Origin of the sequence: Leclercia sp. 119287, from assembly GCF_009734485.1 — a bacterium.
GTDB classification, from domain to species: Bacteria; Pseudomonadota; Gammaproteobacteria; order Enterobacterales; family Enterobacteriaceae; genus Enterobacter; species Enterobacter adecarboxylatus_C.
In genome coordinates this window covers 1,545,827-1,559,561 of record NZ_CP046445.1, presented here as the reverse complement: position 1 = coordinate 1,559,561, position 13,735 = coordinate 1,545,827, and the positions used below count along the sequence as shown (strand labels likewise).

Below are 13,735 nucleotides of genomic sequence, written 5' to 3'. Positions count from 1 at the left end.
AGTTGCACAAAAATTTACATTTGTAGAGATATTAGACCCCCCTTCCCGTCACCCCTGCTGGTGATCCTCTTCTTTGCCAAACGCCAGCCGTAACGCGTACTGGCGAATATCCTGCGGCCAGTTTTTGATACCCGCGGTAAACGCGACCTCATCGTCAGCAAAGAGCGCACGCAGGCTGGCTTCGTAATCAGGCAGATCCCCGGCTATCTCATACATAAAGTGGTAGGCGCGGTCGTGTCGCTGGCGCTTGCTATCCGCCGCGTCACTGGATTTTCGCGCCTGATCGATAAGCCTGCGCAAGGTAGCGGAAGCCCCGCCGGGCTGGGAGGCTAGCCACTCCCAGTGACGCGGCAGCAGCGTCACCTCTTTTGCCGAGACGCCAAGCTTTGGCCTGCCCCGGGTTCTGACGACGCTGCTTTCTGCCAGCTCCGGGTACACCGCCAGAGTGCTGGCAATATCCCCGTGAAGGTGAATATCGAGACGCTTGCCGCTACGATCGTTAAAAATGAAAACGGTTTCATCCTGAATATTAGCGGACTGGATCTGCTGGATAAGCGCGCTCAGCGTACCGTGCGCAATCTGTTGCTGTCGCCAGAAGGCGGTAAGGGTGATGTTCGCCATGCTGCTACCTTTTCTATCCGGGTAAAAATAGCAACGTACGCGCAGGCGCGCGCCCTGTCAATTATACCCGGGTAAAAACAAGGGTCTGTGGCCTCTGCTGAAACGGGTAAATTTGACGCGCTGGGGGCAAGAATAACGGCGGCAGATATCTGTACGGCTTAAAAATAATTGGCAGATAAAAGAGTAGATCATTTTTCTGTTAAAAATGGACTCTGACCGCATATATCTTCTCGCGGCGGAAAAATTAACTCCCTGCGGTATTTCACTGCCTGCTCTGCTGTATCCCCTTTCGAAGAACTACCAGAAATGGAGATTGACTGATTATTTCAACATGTTAAATTTTTTGAGATTTTTCTCATGGATGAGCATCACGCTTTCTCAAGAGCAGTGGACATATAAATTTTTCCTCCATCAGAATTTGTTTTCGTGGTTTATCGGGCCTTAAGTCAAATTTATAAGCAATCGCGGAAATCCTCCTCATCAATTATCAATGGCAACATTGATAACGTTGCGCATTGATAAAATAACGTACCAAAACGGAATTAACAGATGACTATGTCACGACACAACTTAACCTTACGTAGCTTACTGGTTCTGGCGTTAATTCTTGGGTTAAGTGGCTGCTCTGTTCGTTACGATAAAAACGGCAAAATTCTGTTTAATACCGATCTGGCGAGCGTTCTGGGGAACGAAGTCGGACAGTTCACGCTGGCGGATGGCTCGACAGGGGCATTAAGGGAGCTGAATGGTCGTTATAGCCTGAAGTGGAGCAATCTGATGATTGAGCGCCCGCTGGAGGGCATCAGCTGGGCGAGGATCATCAATCAGTATCACATCGAAGGACATACGTTACTGCTGCTGAAAGTGGCGACGCCGTCCTGCCCGGCACAGTATCGCCTGGTCGATCTGCAAAATACGCGATCCCAGGAGTGGGCCTTCACCGGCGTATGCGATACAGGGCCTGAGATCAACGCCAGCGCGGACAAGCTGCAACTGAATTTCACCACCGACAATCGGGTGGAGCAGTTCAACTGGCAGCATGGCGAGGTTTACCACAGTCGATTCCCCGTTCAGAAACAAAAAACGGTCGTCAGCAACAGCCCTGATAACGTGAGATCGTCCCGTAAAACCAAAGCGCAGCCCGTAGCGAAGCCGGTTAAACGCACGCCGACCAAAACCGTGGAGTCACTGCCGCCTAAAGTTGCCCAACCGGAGCTGAACAATTCAGTGCCTACCGAGATCTATGCCCCAACCAGGACCCGTCAGACCAGCCTGGAGCTTAAGTCATGACCGAGCAGGTTCAGGAAAAGCACTGGCCTCAGGACGTGATCAAGCGTTCGGTCCTCCCCGCCTGGCAAAACTGGCTGGTAACGGGCATTACCCTCACCTATCTCATTTGTGAGCTGGCGTTCAACTCCCGCCTGCTGGACCTGGTCGGCAGCGTCTCGACCGCCGATGAAGTTCACAATATGGAGCGCTACGGCCGGACATTAACCGCCATCGCGGCGGCGCTGCTGGCGTTACAGTTCTCGCTGATGGGTATTGTCCGGCTGAAGAAAAAAGGCGTCTGGCTGACGGCGAAAGCCAGCACGGCGCTGGTGCTGTTGATCTGCCTGATCACCGGCACCTTAACCTGGCATGCGGTGGAATGGGTGATTGAACGTCAGGTGACGAAGAGCACGGGTGAATTTCGTCAGATGTCCCTGCTGGCACAGCTCTATCAGCATGCATTAATTGAAGGACAGCAGACGCTGGAAGGCATCCCGCTGGATAGCGGCGGTGGACAGGCACAGACGTGGAACAGTCCCTCAGGGAAGGCGTTTCTGGCAACCTTACCGGTGCTGCTAAGTTCGTCCGATCGCTACCGTAAATTACTGGAACGCGATGCGGAACAGAATTTACGCGACAACATCAGCGCACAAGAAGGCGGCGTTCGCGGCTACTACGAGGCCTGGATCCAGGCGCGTGGCGAGGTGCATAAACAATTTGTTGCCTATTACAACGATGACATGGATATCAGCGAAACGGTGCGGCTTGAGCAGGCCAGGGCCTGGCAACGGTACGAACGCTCCTTAGAGGCGAAACGCCTGAAAACCTGGAACGTCCCGAGACGTTATTACGCCACCGTAAGAAATCAGGTTCGCGGGCAAGGCGTTCCCATCGCCAATGACTGGTCGCCGTCAGATCGCACCGGGTTTAATGCCGCGGTGGCGAAAGCCGCCAGGCAGAAATATCTTGCCCAGCGAACCGTGGTCTACAAGGGCGTGACCATCCCTAAACGGCTCGACTGGGGCGTCTTTTTCCGCCTTGACGTAGTGCAGAAATCGTTACGCGAAAAGCTGCTTCTCCCGGCGAATACGCTTGTTCGTGAGGAGTATCCGCTGAACGATAAGCTGAAGCAGTTCGCCCTTGAGCTTCACATGCCACATCTTAACGAGGCGGTAAAGCAACAATTACCTGAACTGCGCGCGGCAGTATCGAGCTATAGCGCGGGAGGGGTTAATGAAAAGCTGGGTGAAGATGCCGCGCGTGCCGTTATTGTGCCGCCCATTGCGCTGATTTTCTCTCTGGTGGGTGCACTTACGCACCTGGCAAAACTGCTCTATTTAGTGCTCGTTCCCCTGACGGCGACGCTATTAACCCGCCGTTCCTGGCGCCCGGTGCGGTTCCTGAATCGCCATCCTTTAGCCTTCCCGGTCGCGTTAATTGCCGTTCTGGTGGTCACGTTCAGCCTTATCAATAACAGCATCACTGAATCAGTGGCCTATAAAAATCTGAAAGATGGGCTGGCGGGCGCGAAAATTACCATCACCGATGAACCCTTACCGCTGAGCGGGGGAGCGGTATTGCGTGTGATGCATGCCGTCAGTATCGGCCAAAGCTACAGCTACCCGATCAATCAATATTTGCGTGAACATGTGCTGCAGGGCTTTGATTTCGGGTATGTCACGCGCGAAGAGTGATTCCCGACTGGGAATAAATAATCAATATAAACAAGGTATAATATGAAAAAGTTCATTTTTGTCGCACTTGCCATTCTTCCTCTTGCAAGCTGTACGGTGTATGGCAATAAATCCATCAAAGAGGAAAGCCAGCAAACGGTGGCGGCCAATATCATTAAAGGCAAAACCACCCAGCAAGAAATTATTAACAAATATGGTGAGCCGCAGACACGTGCAATGATTGATGGCAAAGAGACGTGGAGCTACTCGGTAACATCAGGAAAAAGCAGCATCACCAGTTATATCCCGATTGTCTCCATGTTTACCAATGGCGCAACGGCGAACATTAAATCCATGGATATCTGGTTTAAAGGTAACGTGGTCGAAGGCTATAACTTCGTCCAGACCTCCAGCACCGCGTCTACCGGCTTACTGGATTAACCAGCCGAAAGACATGAAGGCCAGCGCAAGCTGGCCTGTTGGTTGATGTTATACCCCCGCAATCCGCCCCACCATAACCCTTAACGCCTCCCGCGATAGCGGCTGTCTGTCAGTGACAAAATGCAGCGTCATCCCTTCAATAAACGCGTCCAGGGCACGGGCGGTGACCGGATCAAACCACTGCTCCAGCGTCGTCTGGCTGGTTTTCATCCAGTCCTGCATCACGGTTTTTAACGATGCGCTGCGGTTCATAAAGGCATAAAGCTGGTACATCAGCTCCATATTGTGCGGCGTGGTGACCTGGGAGCTGTAAATCAGGGTGACGATCGACTCGCAGGCCATCTCCGGCCCCGTCACCCCGGCAAAGAACTCGCGATACTGCACCGACATCTGCTGCGTAAACCAGGTGAAGGCCTCCTCAAGCAGCGCATCCATCCCGGCAAAATAGTAGGTCATCGACCCCAGCGGCACCCCGGCGCAGCTGGCGATTTTGCGATGAGTGACGGCGTTCAGACCATGCTCTGCGATGGTGTCCAGGGTGGCCTGCAATATCCGTTCCCGCCGTTGCGGATCGTTGGGTCGTCTGTTCATTTTTACCTCAGCGCATTTATGTACAAATGTACACAAACTTGCTAGTGTTGTCTTCTATGTTGTCCTTCTGGTACAGAAACCATGACCGTCATCTCATCGCGCAAAATTCTGCAAAGACGCCTGTGGGCGCTGTTTATGTTCTTCTTTATTCCCGGCCTGTTAATGGCCTCCTGGGCCACGCGCACCCCCGCTATCCGCGACATTCTGTCGGTCTCGACGGCGGAAATGGGCATCGTGTTATTTGGCCTGTCGATAGGCTCGATGAGCGGCATTCTCTGTTCCGCCTGGCTGGTTAAGCGGTTCGGCACGCGGACAGTGATCCGCACCACTATGTGCTGCGCGATTGTGGGTATGATGATGCTCAGCGTTGCGCTGTGGTTCGCCTCCCCGCTGGCGTTTGCCATCGGGCTGACCGTGTTTGGCGGCAGTTTTGGCGCGGCGGAAGTGGCGATTAACGTCGAAGGCGCAACCATCGAGCAGGAGATGAACAAAACCGTACTGCCGATGATGCACGGATTTTACAGCCTTGGCACGTTGGCAGGCGCCGGTATCGGCATGGCCCTGACCGCCTCCGGCATTGCCGCTACGACACATACTCTGCTGGCCGCGCTGGTCTGTATCGCCCCGGTTCTGCTGGGGATCACCGCCATCCCGGATGGCAACGGCAGGAACGTCGCGGGTGAAACTAAAACGGGTGAAAAAGGGCTGCCCTTCTATCGCGATATGCAGCTGATGCTGATTGGCGTGGTGGTGCTGGCGATGGCCTTTGCCGAAGGCTCCGCGAACGACTGGTTGCCGCTGCTGATGGTGGACGGTCACGGATTCAGCCCGACCTCCGGCTCGCTGATTTACGCCGGGTTTACGCTGGGCATGACCGTCGGTCGCTTTACCGGCGGCTGGTTTATTGACCGCTACAGCCGGGTGACGGTGGTCCGTGCCAGCGCCCTGCTGGGTGGTCTGGGCATTGCGTTGATTATTTTTGTCGATGTCGACTGGGTGGCCGGCGTGTCGGTGGTGCTGTGGGGACTTGGTGCTTCGCTTGGCTTCCCGTTGACCATTTCGGCGGCCAGCGACACCGGCCCGGATGCGCCGACCCGCGTCAGCGTGGTCGCCACCACCGGCTATCTCGCCTTCCTGGTGGGCCCGCCGCTGCTGGGCTTCCTCGGGGAGCATTACGGCTTACGCAGCGCCATGCTGGTGGTATTAGGATTAGTGATGATTGCCGCCCTGGTTGCCAGGGCGGTCGCCAAACCGGATTCGCAGGCTAAATCTGCCATGGAGAATGGATATGAGCGTTAAACTGATTGCAGTTGATATGGATGGCACCTTCCTGAACGATGCGAAGCAGTACAATCGCGCGCGTTTTCTGCGCCAGTACGCGCAGATGAAGGAACAGGGCATACGGTTTGTGGTCGCCAGCGGCAACCAGTACTACCAGCTGATCTCCTTCTTCCCTGAGATCGCCGATGAGATCGCGTTTGTGGCGGAGAACGGCGGCTGGGTGGTGAATGCCGGGCAGGATGTTTACAACGGCGAGCTGACGCAGGCCCAGTTCGCCACCGTGGCGGAGTTTCTCTGCGCCATTCCGGAAGTGGAGGTGATCGCCTGCGGCAAAGGCAGCGCCTATACCCTGAAACACTATGGTGAAACCTTCCATGACCTTGCCGCCAAATATTATCACCGGCTGGAAAAGGTGGATAATTTCGACAACTTCAACGATATCTTCTTTAAGTTTGGGCTGAACGTGCCGGACGATGAGATCCCGCGCATTCAGGCGATGATCCACCAGCAGCTGAGCGACATTATGGTGCCGGTCACCACCGGCCACGGCAGTATTGACCTGATCCTGCCGGGGATCCACAAAGCCAATGGCCTGCGCCTGCTGCAGGAGCTGTGGGGCATCGACAACAGCGAAGTGGTCGCCTTTGGCGACAGCGGGAATGACGTGGAGATGCTCACCCAGTCCGGGTACAGCTTTGCGATGGCAAACGCCCGGGATCACATCAAGGCGGTTGCCCGCTATGAAGCGCCGCACAATAACGACGAAGGGGTGCTGGAAGTGATCGACCGCGTCCTGAACCGGGAAGCCCCGTTCAACTAAGCAATGCCCGGCGGCGCGTTGCTTGCACGGGCCTACGGGTTTCGTAGGCCGGGTAAGGCGTAGCCGCCACCCGGCTTGATTGTTTACTCCGGCTGTAACGAACTACCCACCCGCTTGTCTTTCAGGAACACAAACATCAGCCCCAGCCACAGGATGCCGTTCGCCAGGTTGAACAGGCTGAACAGCCCGTTCCCCCCGCTGCTGAAGGCATGTTTGCTGACCTCAATCCCGACGGTAAAGATCAGCATCTGCAACATCCCCATCGCCGCCGACACCGTGCCTTTACTCATCTCGCTGGCAAACAGCGTCAGGCGCACCAGCCCGGCATTCGCCAGCCCAATACCAAACGCATAGATGCTCAGCCCGGCGGTCATCCACAGATAAGCATGGGAGGAAACCACCGTCGCCACCGCGGCCACCACCAGCCCAATCACGATGGGCCAGCCGCCCATGATGATTAACGAACGCACGGTGCGGCGTGACGTCAGGCGTGCCAGGACCAGGTTACCCACAATCAGCGCGCCAAAAATCGGCACCTGCAGCAGGCCATACTCGTAGCTGCTGAGCTTTTCGCCGCTGATGATGATCACCGGCGACTGGGCGATCCACGCCAGCAGCGGCAGGCAGACAAAGCCAATCGCCAGCGACCCCGCCACAAAGCGGACATTCTTCAGCACCAGCTTATAGTCGCGCCCCAGCTCTTTGAGTGAGAGCTTCTCACCGATGCGGGTGGCGGTTTCGGGCATCGCGCGGTACAGACCGTAAAACGAGATCGCTGCCAGCGCCGCAAACAGCACGAACATCCCCTCCCAGGGCGCGACGTGGACCCAGGCGGCCCCCACCAGCGGGCCAAGCAGCGGCGCAATCAGCGCCACGTTAGCCATCAGGGCGGTGATTTTAATGCACACCGCCTCCTCAAAGGACTCCTGGATGGCGGCGTAACCCACCGCGCCGATAAAGCACAGACTGACCCCCTGTAAAAAACGCAGCACCATAAACTGCTCGATGGTTTGCGCCAGCAGGGTCGCCAGGCAGGTGACGATAAACCACACCACGCCGGTCAGCATCACCGGACGACGGCCAATACGATCCGACAGCGGCCCGAGCAGCCACTGTAAAAACATCCCCCCCGCCAGGTAGGCGGTCATGGAGGTGGGAACCCACTCGATCCCGGCGTTGTACTGTTCCACCACCGCCAGCATGCCGGGCTGGATCATATCGTTTCCGATATAGGTGGAGAATTCGTACAGCACCAGACACAGCGGGAACAGCAGCGCCTGACGCCCCAGGCGCGTGCGGGAAGAAGAACGGTTTAGCATGGAGTCTCAGTATCCGATAAAAAATCGCGCAGAGTGTAATGAAATGGCCGCACCAGAGATAGCAGATTCACGCCGCCTCACAGAAATAAGGCACAAATCGCTGTCGTTTAAGGTTTCCTTAAGTTGCCATCCGTATGCTTGGGCTTTTCCAGTCATTGACCTTAATTATGACACAAATCGTCTCCGCTTCAGAATTGTCTAAGTTAAAGACTTCTAAGACAAAAGCCCTTTACCGCTTACCGGTTCGTTTTTATGGTTACCAGCTGCTAGCGCTGCTGGTTCTGGCCGGGCTTTTGACCTGGCTGGCGCGGGATGAAACGCTCGACAGGCTGCTGACGGGTTACTGGTATGACGCGGCAGGTCAGCACTTTCCGCTGCAGCACAATGCGCTGCTGGATCTGCTCAACCATCGGCTGGCGAAATACCTGACCATTGCCGTGGCGGCGGTCACCCTCCTTTACGGCGCGTTCAGCCGCAACCCGCGATTAGTGACGGCGGCGCTGCTGATGGGGCTGGGCACGGCGGTGGTGGGCATCCTGAAGGCTATCAGCCATCACAGCTGTCCCTGGGATCTGGTGGAGTATGGCGGCAAAGCGCTGGCGTATCCCCTGTTTGACTCAGCTCCTCCCGGCAGTGGCCCTGGCCGCTGTTTCCCGGGGGGCCACTCCTCGAGCGGCTTTATGGTGACGGGGCTGTTCTTCGCCTTCTGGCGCGAGCGCCCACGCCTGGCCTGGGGAATGGTCATAGCCGGTGCCGTACTCGGGTTAGTGATGGGCTATGGCCAGGTGATGCGCGGGGCACATTTCTTCTCTCACAACCTGTGGGCAGGTTGGTGGGTGTGGTTTTCACAGGTGGTGGCCTGGGGCCTGATTTCCACCTGGTTTGCAAAAGAGTAACGAGGATATGTTAGAAAATCTGAACTACGGACTGTTTGAACTGATTAATGCCACACCTGCTTCACCGGAGTGGAGCATCAAACTGGCCATCTTTGTGGCGAAAGACCTGATCAGCATTGTACCGGCGCTGATTGCGATCCTCTGGCTGTGGGGGCCGCGCAAGCAGGTGGGCGCCCAGCGTCAGCTGGTGATTAAAATCGCCATGGCGCTGGTGATAAGCCTGGCGGCGTCGTGGCTGCTGGGTCATCTGTTCCCCCACGACCGCCCGTTTGTCGACCGTGTCGGCTATAACTTCCTGCACCACGCCGCGGATGACTCCTTCCCGAGCGATCACGGCACCGCTATTTTCACCTTTGCGCTGGCGTTCCTGCTCTGGCACCGGATCTGGTCAGGCATAGTGTTGATGATGGTGGCCTGCGCCATTGCCTGGTCCCGCGTCTATCTTGGCGTGCACTGGCCGATGGATATGCTGGGCGGGCTGATGGTCGGACTGCTGGGTTGTCTGAGCGCGCAGATCCTGTGGAATCTGTTCGGGCACGCCCTCTATCAACGCCTCTCGCAGCTTTACCGCTTCTGCTTTGCCCTGCCTATTCGCAAAGGCTGGATACGTGACTAATTTGGGTTTCACGAGGTAAACTTGAGCCCCCGGCGTAACGGGGGTTCATTTATCGCTCTGAGGACCTATGGAAACACGACGTGACGAACGGCTGGCTCAACTGATCAATGCGCTTAAGCGCAGCGATAAACTGCATCTGAAAGAGGCCGCGGCACTGCTGGGCGTCTCAGAGATGACCATTCGTCGCGACCTGAACAGTGAAAGCGGGCCCGTGGTGCTGCTCGGCGGCTACATTGTCCTTGAACCCCGCAGCGCCAGCCACTATCTGCTGAGTGACCAAAAAACTCGCCTGGTGGAAGAGAAGCGCAAAGCGGCGCGTCTGGCCGCCTCGCTGGTGCAACCCCATCAGACGCTGTTTTTTGACTGTGGCACCACCACGCCGTGGATCATCGAAGCCATCGATAACGACCTGCCGTTTACCGGGGTCTGTTACTCCCTGAATACCTTTCTCGCCCTGCAGGAAAAACCCGCGTGCCGGGTGATCCTCTGCGGCGGCGAGTTTCACGCCAGCAATGCCATCTTTAAGCCGCTCAATCTGCAGGATACCCTCAGCAATCTGTGCCCGGACATCGCCTTTTACTCCGCGGCGGGCGTGCATGTTCGCCAGGGGGCGACCTGCTTTAATCTGGATGAGCTGCCGGTAAAACAGTGGGCAATGAATATGGCGCAGTATCATGTGCTGGTGGTGGATCACAGCAAGATGGGTAAAGTACGCCCTGCGCGGATGGGGGAGCTGACGTGCTTCGACGCAATCGTCAGCGACTGCCGCCCGGATGAGGAACTGGTGACTTATGCTAAGGCGCAGCAGATCAAGCTGATGTACTGAGTGCGGTTTATTGCCCGGCGGCGCTACGCTGGCACGGGCCTGGGAAACCCCGTAGGCCGGGTAAGGCGAAGCCGCCACCCGGCGATGCACGGAAGCTTTACTTAAACCAGCCGCCAAACCAGTCGTGGAATTTCATCAGCACATAATCCCACATCCGACCGAAGAACCCGCCCTCTTCCACCGCTTCCATCACGATCAATGGACGCTGCTCGATGGATTTGCCGTTCAGCTGGAAGTCGATGGTGCCGACCACCTGGCCTTTTTTCAACGGTGCGGTGAGCTGCTTGTCGGTCAGGGTATAGCTGGCCTTCAGGTTTTTCAGCTGGCCGCGCGGAATGGTGACCGAGCCGCTTTCACCGGCGCCAAGATTGACCTCGCTCTTATCGCCAAACCAGACGCGCTGGCTGACAAAGGTGGCATCCGGCTTGATTGGGGTGACGGTTTCGAAGAAGCGGAAGCCCCAGGTGAGCAGTTTCTCTGACTCATTAAAGCGGATGCGGTCGGTTTTGGTGCCCAGCACCACCGAGATCAGACGCATATCGCCCTGGGTTGCCGAGGCCACCAGGTTGTAGCCGGCGCCGGCGGTGGTGCCGGTCTTCATCCCGTCCACGTTGACGTTGCTGCTCCACAGCAGACGGTTGCGGTTCGGCTGGCGGATCTTGTTGAAGGTAAACTCTTTCTCTTTATGGATCGCGTACTCTTCCGGCACATCATGAATCAGGGCTCTACCCAGCAGCGCCATATCGCGGGCGGTACTGAACTGGCCCGGCGCATCCAGGCCGTGAACGGTTTTAAAGGTGGTGTTGGTGAGGCCTAATTTCTGCGCATAACCATTCATCAAGCCAATGAAAGAGTCCTGACTACCCGCCACGTAATCGGCCAGCGCGATGCAGGCATCATTGCCCGACTGAATGATTACCCCTTTATTCAGATCGGAAACCGCCACCTGATCGCCCGGCTTGAGGAACATCACCGAGGAGCCGCGCAGCGCCGGGTTGCCGGTCGCCCAGGCGTCTTTGCCGATGGTGACCATGTCGTTGAGCTTGATCTTACCCGCTTTCAGCGCCTGCCCTACCACGTAGCTGGTCATGATTTTGGTCAGGCTGGCAGGGTCGAGTTTTTCATCTGCATTGCCTTCTGCCAGCACTTTGCCGCTGGCATAGTCCATCAATATCCAGGCACGGGCATCAACAGGCGGAGCCTCTGGCGCCGCCTGTTCCGCTGCGTACAGCGAAGGTGCAAAAAGGACCAGCAGCGCAGAACCTGCCACCAGACCGCGTAAAGAAAAAGTGTTTCGCATCATAATGCCACCCGAGTTTCCATTCCAAAAATCACGTCACATCGCCGTGCCGCAAGAAGCGATGAGTAATAACGTACTAAAGCCTTAAAAAAAACCAAAAGCTGGTAAAGTTTTTAAAGTTTATGCAATAACAACCCGATACGCTTTGACCACATCGATTTTTTTCGCATCTGTTGCGTATTGGTTAGGTTTATCTCACCATGTGAAGCCATCAACAGGGATCTCATCCAGATATCGGCTTTAATTATAAGGGGTTATTATGATTACTTTGTGGGGCAGGAACAATTCGACCAACGTGAAAAAGGTAATCTGGACGCTGGAAGAGCTGGATTTACCCTTTAAGCAGATCATGGCGGGACTGGAACACGGGGTAAATAAAGAGGCCGAGTATCTGGCGATGAACCCCAACGGTCTGGTGCCGCTGCTGCGCGATGATGAAACCGACCTCACGCTGTGGGAATCGAACGCCATTGTGCGCTATCTCGCGGCGCAGTACGGCCAGAACCGTCTGTGGATCGATGAGCCTGCGAAGCGTGCCGTCGGCGAAAAGTGGATGGACTGGGCCAATCAGACCCTCTCCCCTGCCCATCGGGTGATTTTGATGGGGCTGGTGAGAACGCCGGAAGCCGAGCGTAACTATGCGGCCATTGACGCCGCCAAAGCCACCTGCGAGTCGCTGTTTGTCATGATGGATGAGGCCCTGGCGACACAGCCGTGGTTCTCGGGCAACGACTTTGGCGTGGGTGATATCGCCGTCGCGCCTTTTGTCTGGAACCTGACCAACGTTGGCCTGGCGTGGGCGCCCCGTCCGCATCTGGAGCGCTGGCTGGCGAACCTGACCGAGCGCCCTGCCTACTGCAACGTGGTGATGATCCCGGTCACCTGATCTACTCTTTGGACGGGCTGACTTTTAACAGCTGCCCGTCTGTTTCATCGGTCAGCACGTATAAATAGCCATCCGGCCCGACCCGCACGTCGCGAACCCGCTGGTTACGGTCGCCGAGGATCCTTCCCTCCTCGGTGACGCTATTGCCGCTGACGTTGAGCACTATCACATCCTTGTCCTTCAGCGCGCCAATAAACAGCTTGTTCTTCCACTGGGGGAAAACGTCGCTGTTATAGAAAGCCATCCCGCTTAACGCCGGGGACTGTTTCCAGACGAACAGCGGCGGCTCGGTTCCCGCGGCGGTTTCCCCTTTTGCTTCGGGGATCGGCAATCCGCTGTAGTTGATGCCGTGGGTTGCCAGCGGCCAGCCGTAGTTTTTGCCTCTTTCCGGAATGTTGATTTCGTCCCCACCGCGCGGCCCGTGCTCATTGAGCCACAGGGTGTTGCTCCACGGGTTCATCGCCATTCCCTGCGGATTACGGATACCGTAAGACCAGATTTCCGGGCGCGCCTGTTTATTGTTCACAAAGGGGTTATCGTCCGGCACCGCGCCCTGATCGGTCAGGCGCACCACTTTGCCCTGTAACTTATCCAGATCCTGGGCGGTCGGGCGCTGGTTATTCTCACCTAACCCGATAAACAGATAGCCTTTGCCGTCGAACACCAGCCTGCCGCCAAAGTGATTGCCGGTTGAGAGTTTAGGCTGCTGGCGGAAGACCACCTTAAAGGCCTCCAGCCGGGTATTGTCGTCGCTCAGGCGGCCATACCCCACCGCCGTGCCCGCTTTCCCGTCGTCGCCCGCTTCGGCATAGCTCAGCCAGACCCGGCGGGAAGTCGCAAAGTCGGGTGCCAGCGCCACGTCGAGCAATCCACCCTGTCCGCTGTCCCAGACCTTCGGCACGCCAACAATGGGATCCGAGAGCCCTTTGCCCGCCTGCCAGCGCTTAAGCTGCCCGCCTTTCAGGGTGATCAGCATGCCCTGATCCTGCGGCAGAAACGCCAGGGCCCAGGGGTGATCGAGTTTATTTTGCAGCACTGCAACCTTCACTTCAGTGGGTGCAGCACAGAGTGAGGCGGAGATGAGTAACAATGGCAGGGAAATAAGCGAGGATCGACGCATTACGCACTCCTTTTCGACGTATGCCTTAAAGGTAGTCACTCAGCGCAGGGGCGTTGATACTTTTACAAAAGCTTAA

General features: G+C 56.5%; 14 protein-coding genes. 9 read left to right on the top strand and 5 right to left on the bottom strand.

Annotation, left to right across the window (positions count from 1 at the left end; translation table 11 throughout):
* Nucleotides 1–48: 48 nt before the first annotated feature.
* The gene (locus tag GNG27_RS07565; RefSeq protein WP_156263291.1) at nucleotides 49–621 is read right to left on the bottom strand and encodes a DUF2239 family protein; all 573 of its coding nucleotides are present in this window, start codon (nucleotides 619–621) and stop codon (nucleotides 49–51) included.
* Between the two features lie 549 nt (nucleotides 622–1,170).
* On the opposite strand from GNG27_RS07565, the gene GNG27_RS07560 reads away from it, so the two are divergent.
* From GNG27_RS07560 to GNG27_RS07550, 3 genes are read left to right on the top strand one after another with little or no spacing between them, the layout of a single operon-like run.
* Complete coding sequence (locus tag GNG27_RS07560; RefSeq protein ID WP_156263290.1) at nucleotides 1,171–1,911, top strand: hypothetical protein; 741 nt, start codon at nucleotides 1,171–1,173, stop codon at nucleotides 1,909–1,911.
* Nucleotides 1,908–3,584: a hypothetical protein gene (locus GNG27_RS07555; protein ID WP_156263289.1), complete on the top strand. Its 1,677-nt coding sequence runs from the start codon at nucleotides 1,908–1,910 to the stop codon at nucleotides 3,582–3,584. The genes GNG27_RS07560 and GNG27_RS07555 overlap by 4 nt, the downstream gene beginning before the upstream one ends.
* Before the next feature lie 42 nt (nucleotides 3,585–3,626).
* Complete coding sequence (locus GNG27_RS07550) at nucleotides 3,627–4,004, top strand: hypothetical protein (protein WP_142488836.1); 378 nt, start codon at nucleotides 3,627–3,629, stop codon at nucleotides 4,002–4,004.
* 48 nt (nucleotides 4,005–4,052) lie between these two features.
* On the opposite strand, the gene GNG27_RS07545 is transcribed toward GNG27_RS07550, so the two are convergent.
* Complete coding sequence (locus GNG27_RS07545; RefSeq protein ID WP_142488835.1) at nucleotides 4,053–4,595, bottom strand: TetR/AcrR family transcriptional regulator; 543 nt, start codon at nucleotides 4,593–4,595, stop codon at nucleotides 4,053–4,055.
* An 81-nt stretch (nucleotides 4,596–4,676) separates the two neighbouring features.
* On the opposite strand from GNG27_RS07545, the gene GNG27_RS07540 reads away from it, so the two are divergent.
* Both GNG27_RS07540 and GNG27_RS07535 read left to right on the top strand, forming a co-directional pair.
* On the top strand, nucleotides 4,677–5,894 hold the full coding sequence (locus tag GNG27_RS07540) for an MFS transporter (protein WP_142488834.1): 1,218 nt from the start codon (nucleotides 4,677–4,679) through the stop codon (nucleotides 5,892–5,894).
* Entirely contained in the window at nucleotides 5,884–6,696 is an 813-nt protein-coding gene (locus GNG27_RS07535) for a Cof-type HAD-IIB family hydrolase (RefSeq protein ID WP_156263288.1), read from the top strand. The genes GNG27_RS07540 and GNG27_RS07535 overlap by 11 nt, the downstream gene beginning before the upstream one ends.
* 83 nt (nucleotides 6,697–6,779) lie before the next feature.
* Here the strand turns inward: GNG27_RS07535 and GNG27_RS07530 are convergent, their stop codons facing one another.
* The gene (locus tag GNG27_RS07530; protein ID WP_142488832.1) at nucleotides 6,780–8,015 is read right to left on the bottom strand and encodes an MFS transporter; all 1,236 of its coding nucleotides are present in this window, start codon (nucleotides 8,013–8,015) and stop codon (nucleotides 6,780–6,782) included.
* Nucleotides 8,016–8,182: 167 nt separating this feature from the next.
* Here GNG27_RS07530 and GNG27_RS07525 point away from each other — a divergent pair, with 167 nt between their 5' ends.
* The 3 genes from GNG27_RS07525 to deoR all read left to right on the top strand — a co-directional run bounded on the left by GNG27_RS07525 (nucleotide 8,183) and on the right by deoR (nucleotide 10,353).
* Nucleotides 8,183–8,911: a phosphatase PAP2 family protein gene (locus tag GNG27_RS07525; RefSeq protein ID WP_156263287.1), complete on the top strand. Its 729-nt coding sequence runs from the start codon at nucleotides 8,183–8,185 to the stop codon at nucleotides 8,909–8,911.
* 7 nt (nucleotides 8,912–8,918) lie between these two features.
* Nucleotides 8,919–9,527: an undecaprenyl-diphosphate phosphatase gene (ybjG, locus tag GNG27_RS07520; RefSeq protein ID WP_156263286.1), complete on the top strand. Its 609-nt coding sequence runs from the start codon at nucleotides 8,919–8,921 to the stop codon at nucleotides 9,525–9,527.
* A 67-nt stretch (nucleotides 9,528–9,594) separates the two neighbouring features.
* Nucleotides 9,595–10,353 carry a DNA-binding transcriptional repressor DeoR gene (gene deoR / locus GNG27_RS07515; RefSeq protein ID WP_156263285.1) on the top strand — a complete coding sequence of 253 codons (759 nt, stop codon included), beginning with the start codon at nucleotides 9,595–9,597 and terminating at the stop codon, nucleotides 10,351–10,353.
* Nucleotides 10,354–10,450: 97 nt separating this feature from the next.
* On the opposite strand, the gene dacC is transcribed toward deoR, so the two are convergent.
* The gene (gene dacC / locus GNG27_RS07510; protein WP_142488828.1) at nucleotides 10,451–11,656 is read right to left on the bottom strand and encodes a serine-type D-Ala-D-Ala carboxypeptidase; all 1,206 of its coding nucleotides are present in this window, start codon (nucleotides 11,654–11,656) and stop codon (nucleotides 10,451–10,453) included.
* Between the two features lie 256 nt (nucleotides 11,657–11,912).
* Between dacC and GNG27_RS07505 the strand changes: the two genes are divergently transcribed.
* Complete coding sequence (locus GNG27_RS07505; protein WP_156263284.1) at nucleotides 11,913–12,539, top strand: glutathione S-transferase family protein; 627 nt, start codon at nucleotides 11,913–11,915, stop codon at nucleotides 12,537–12,539.
* A gap of 1 nt (nucleotide 12,540) precedes the next feature.
* Here the strand turns inward: GNG27_RS07505 and GNG27_RS07500 are convergent, their stop codons facing one another.
* Complete coding sequence (locus GNG27_RS07500; protein WP_156263283.1) at nucleotides 12,541–13,659, bottom strand: PQQ-dependent sugar dehydrogenase; 1,119 nt, start codon at nucleotides 13,657–13,659, stop codon at nucleotides 12,541–12,543.
* Between the last annotated feature and the right edge of the window lie 76 nt (nucleotides 13,660–13,735).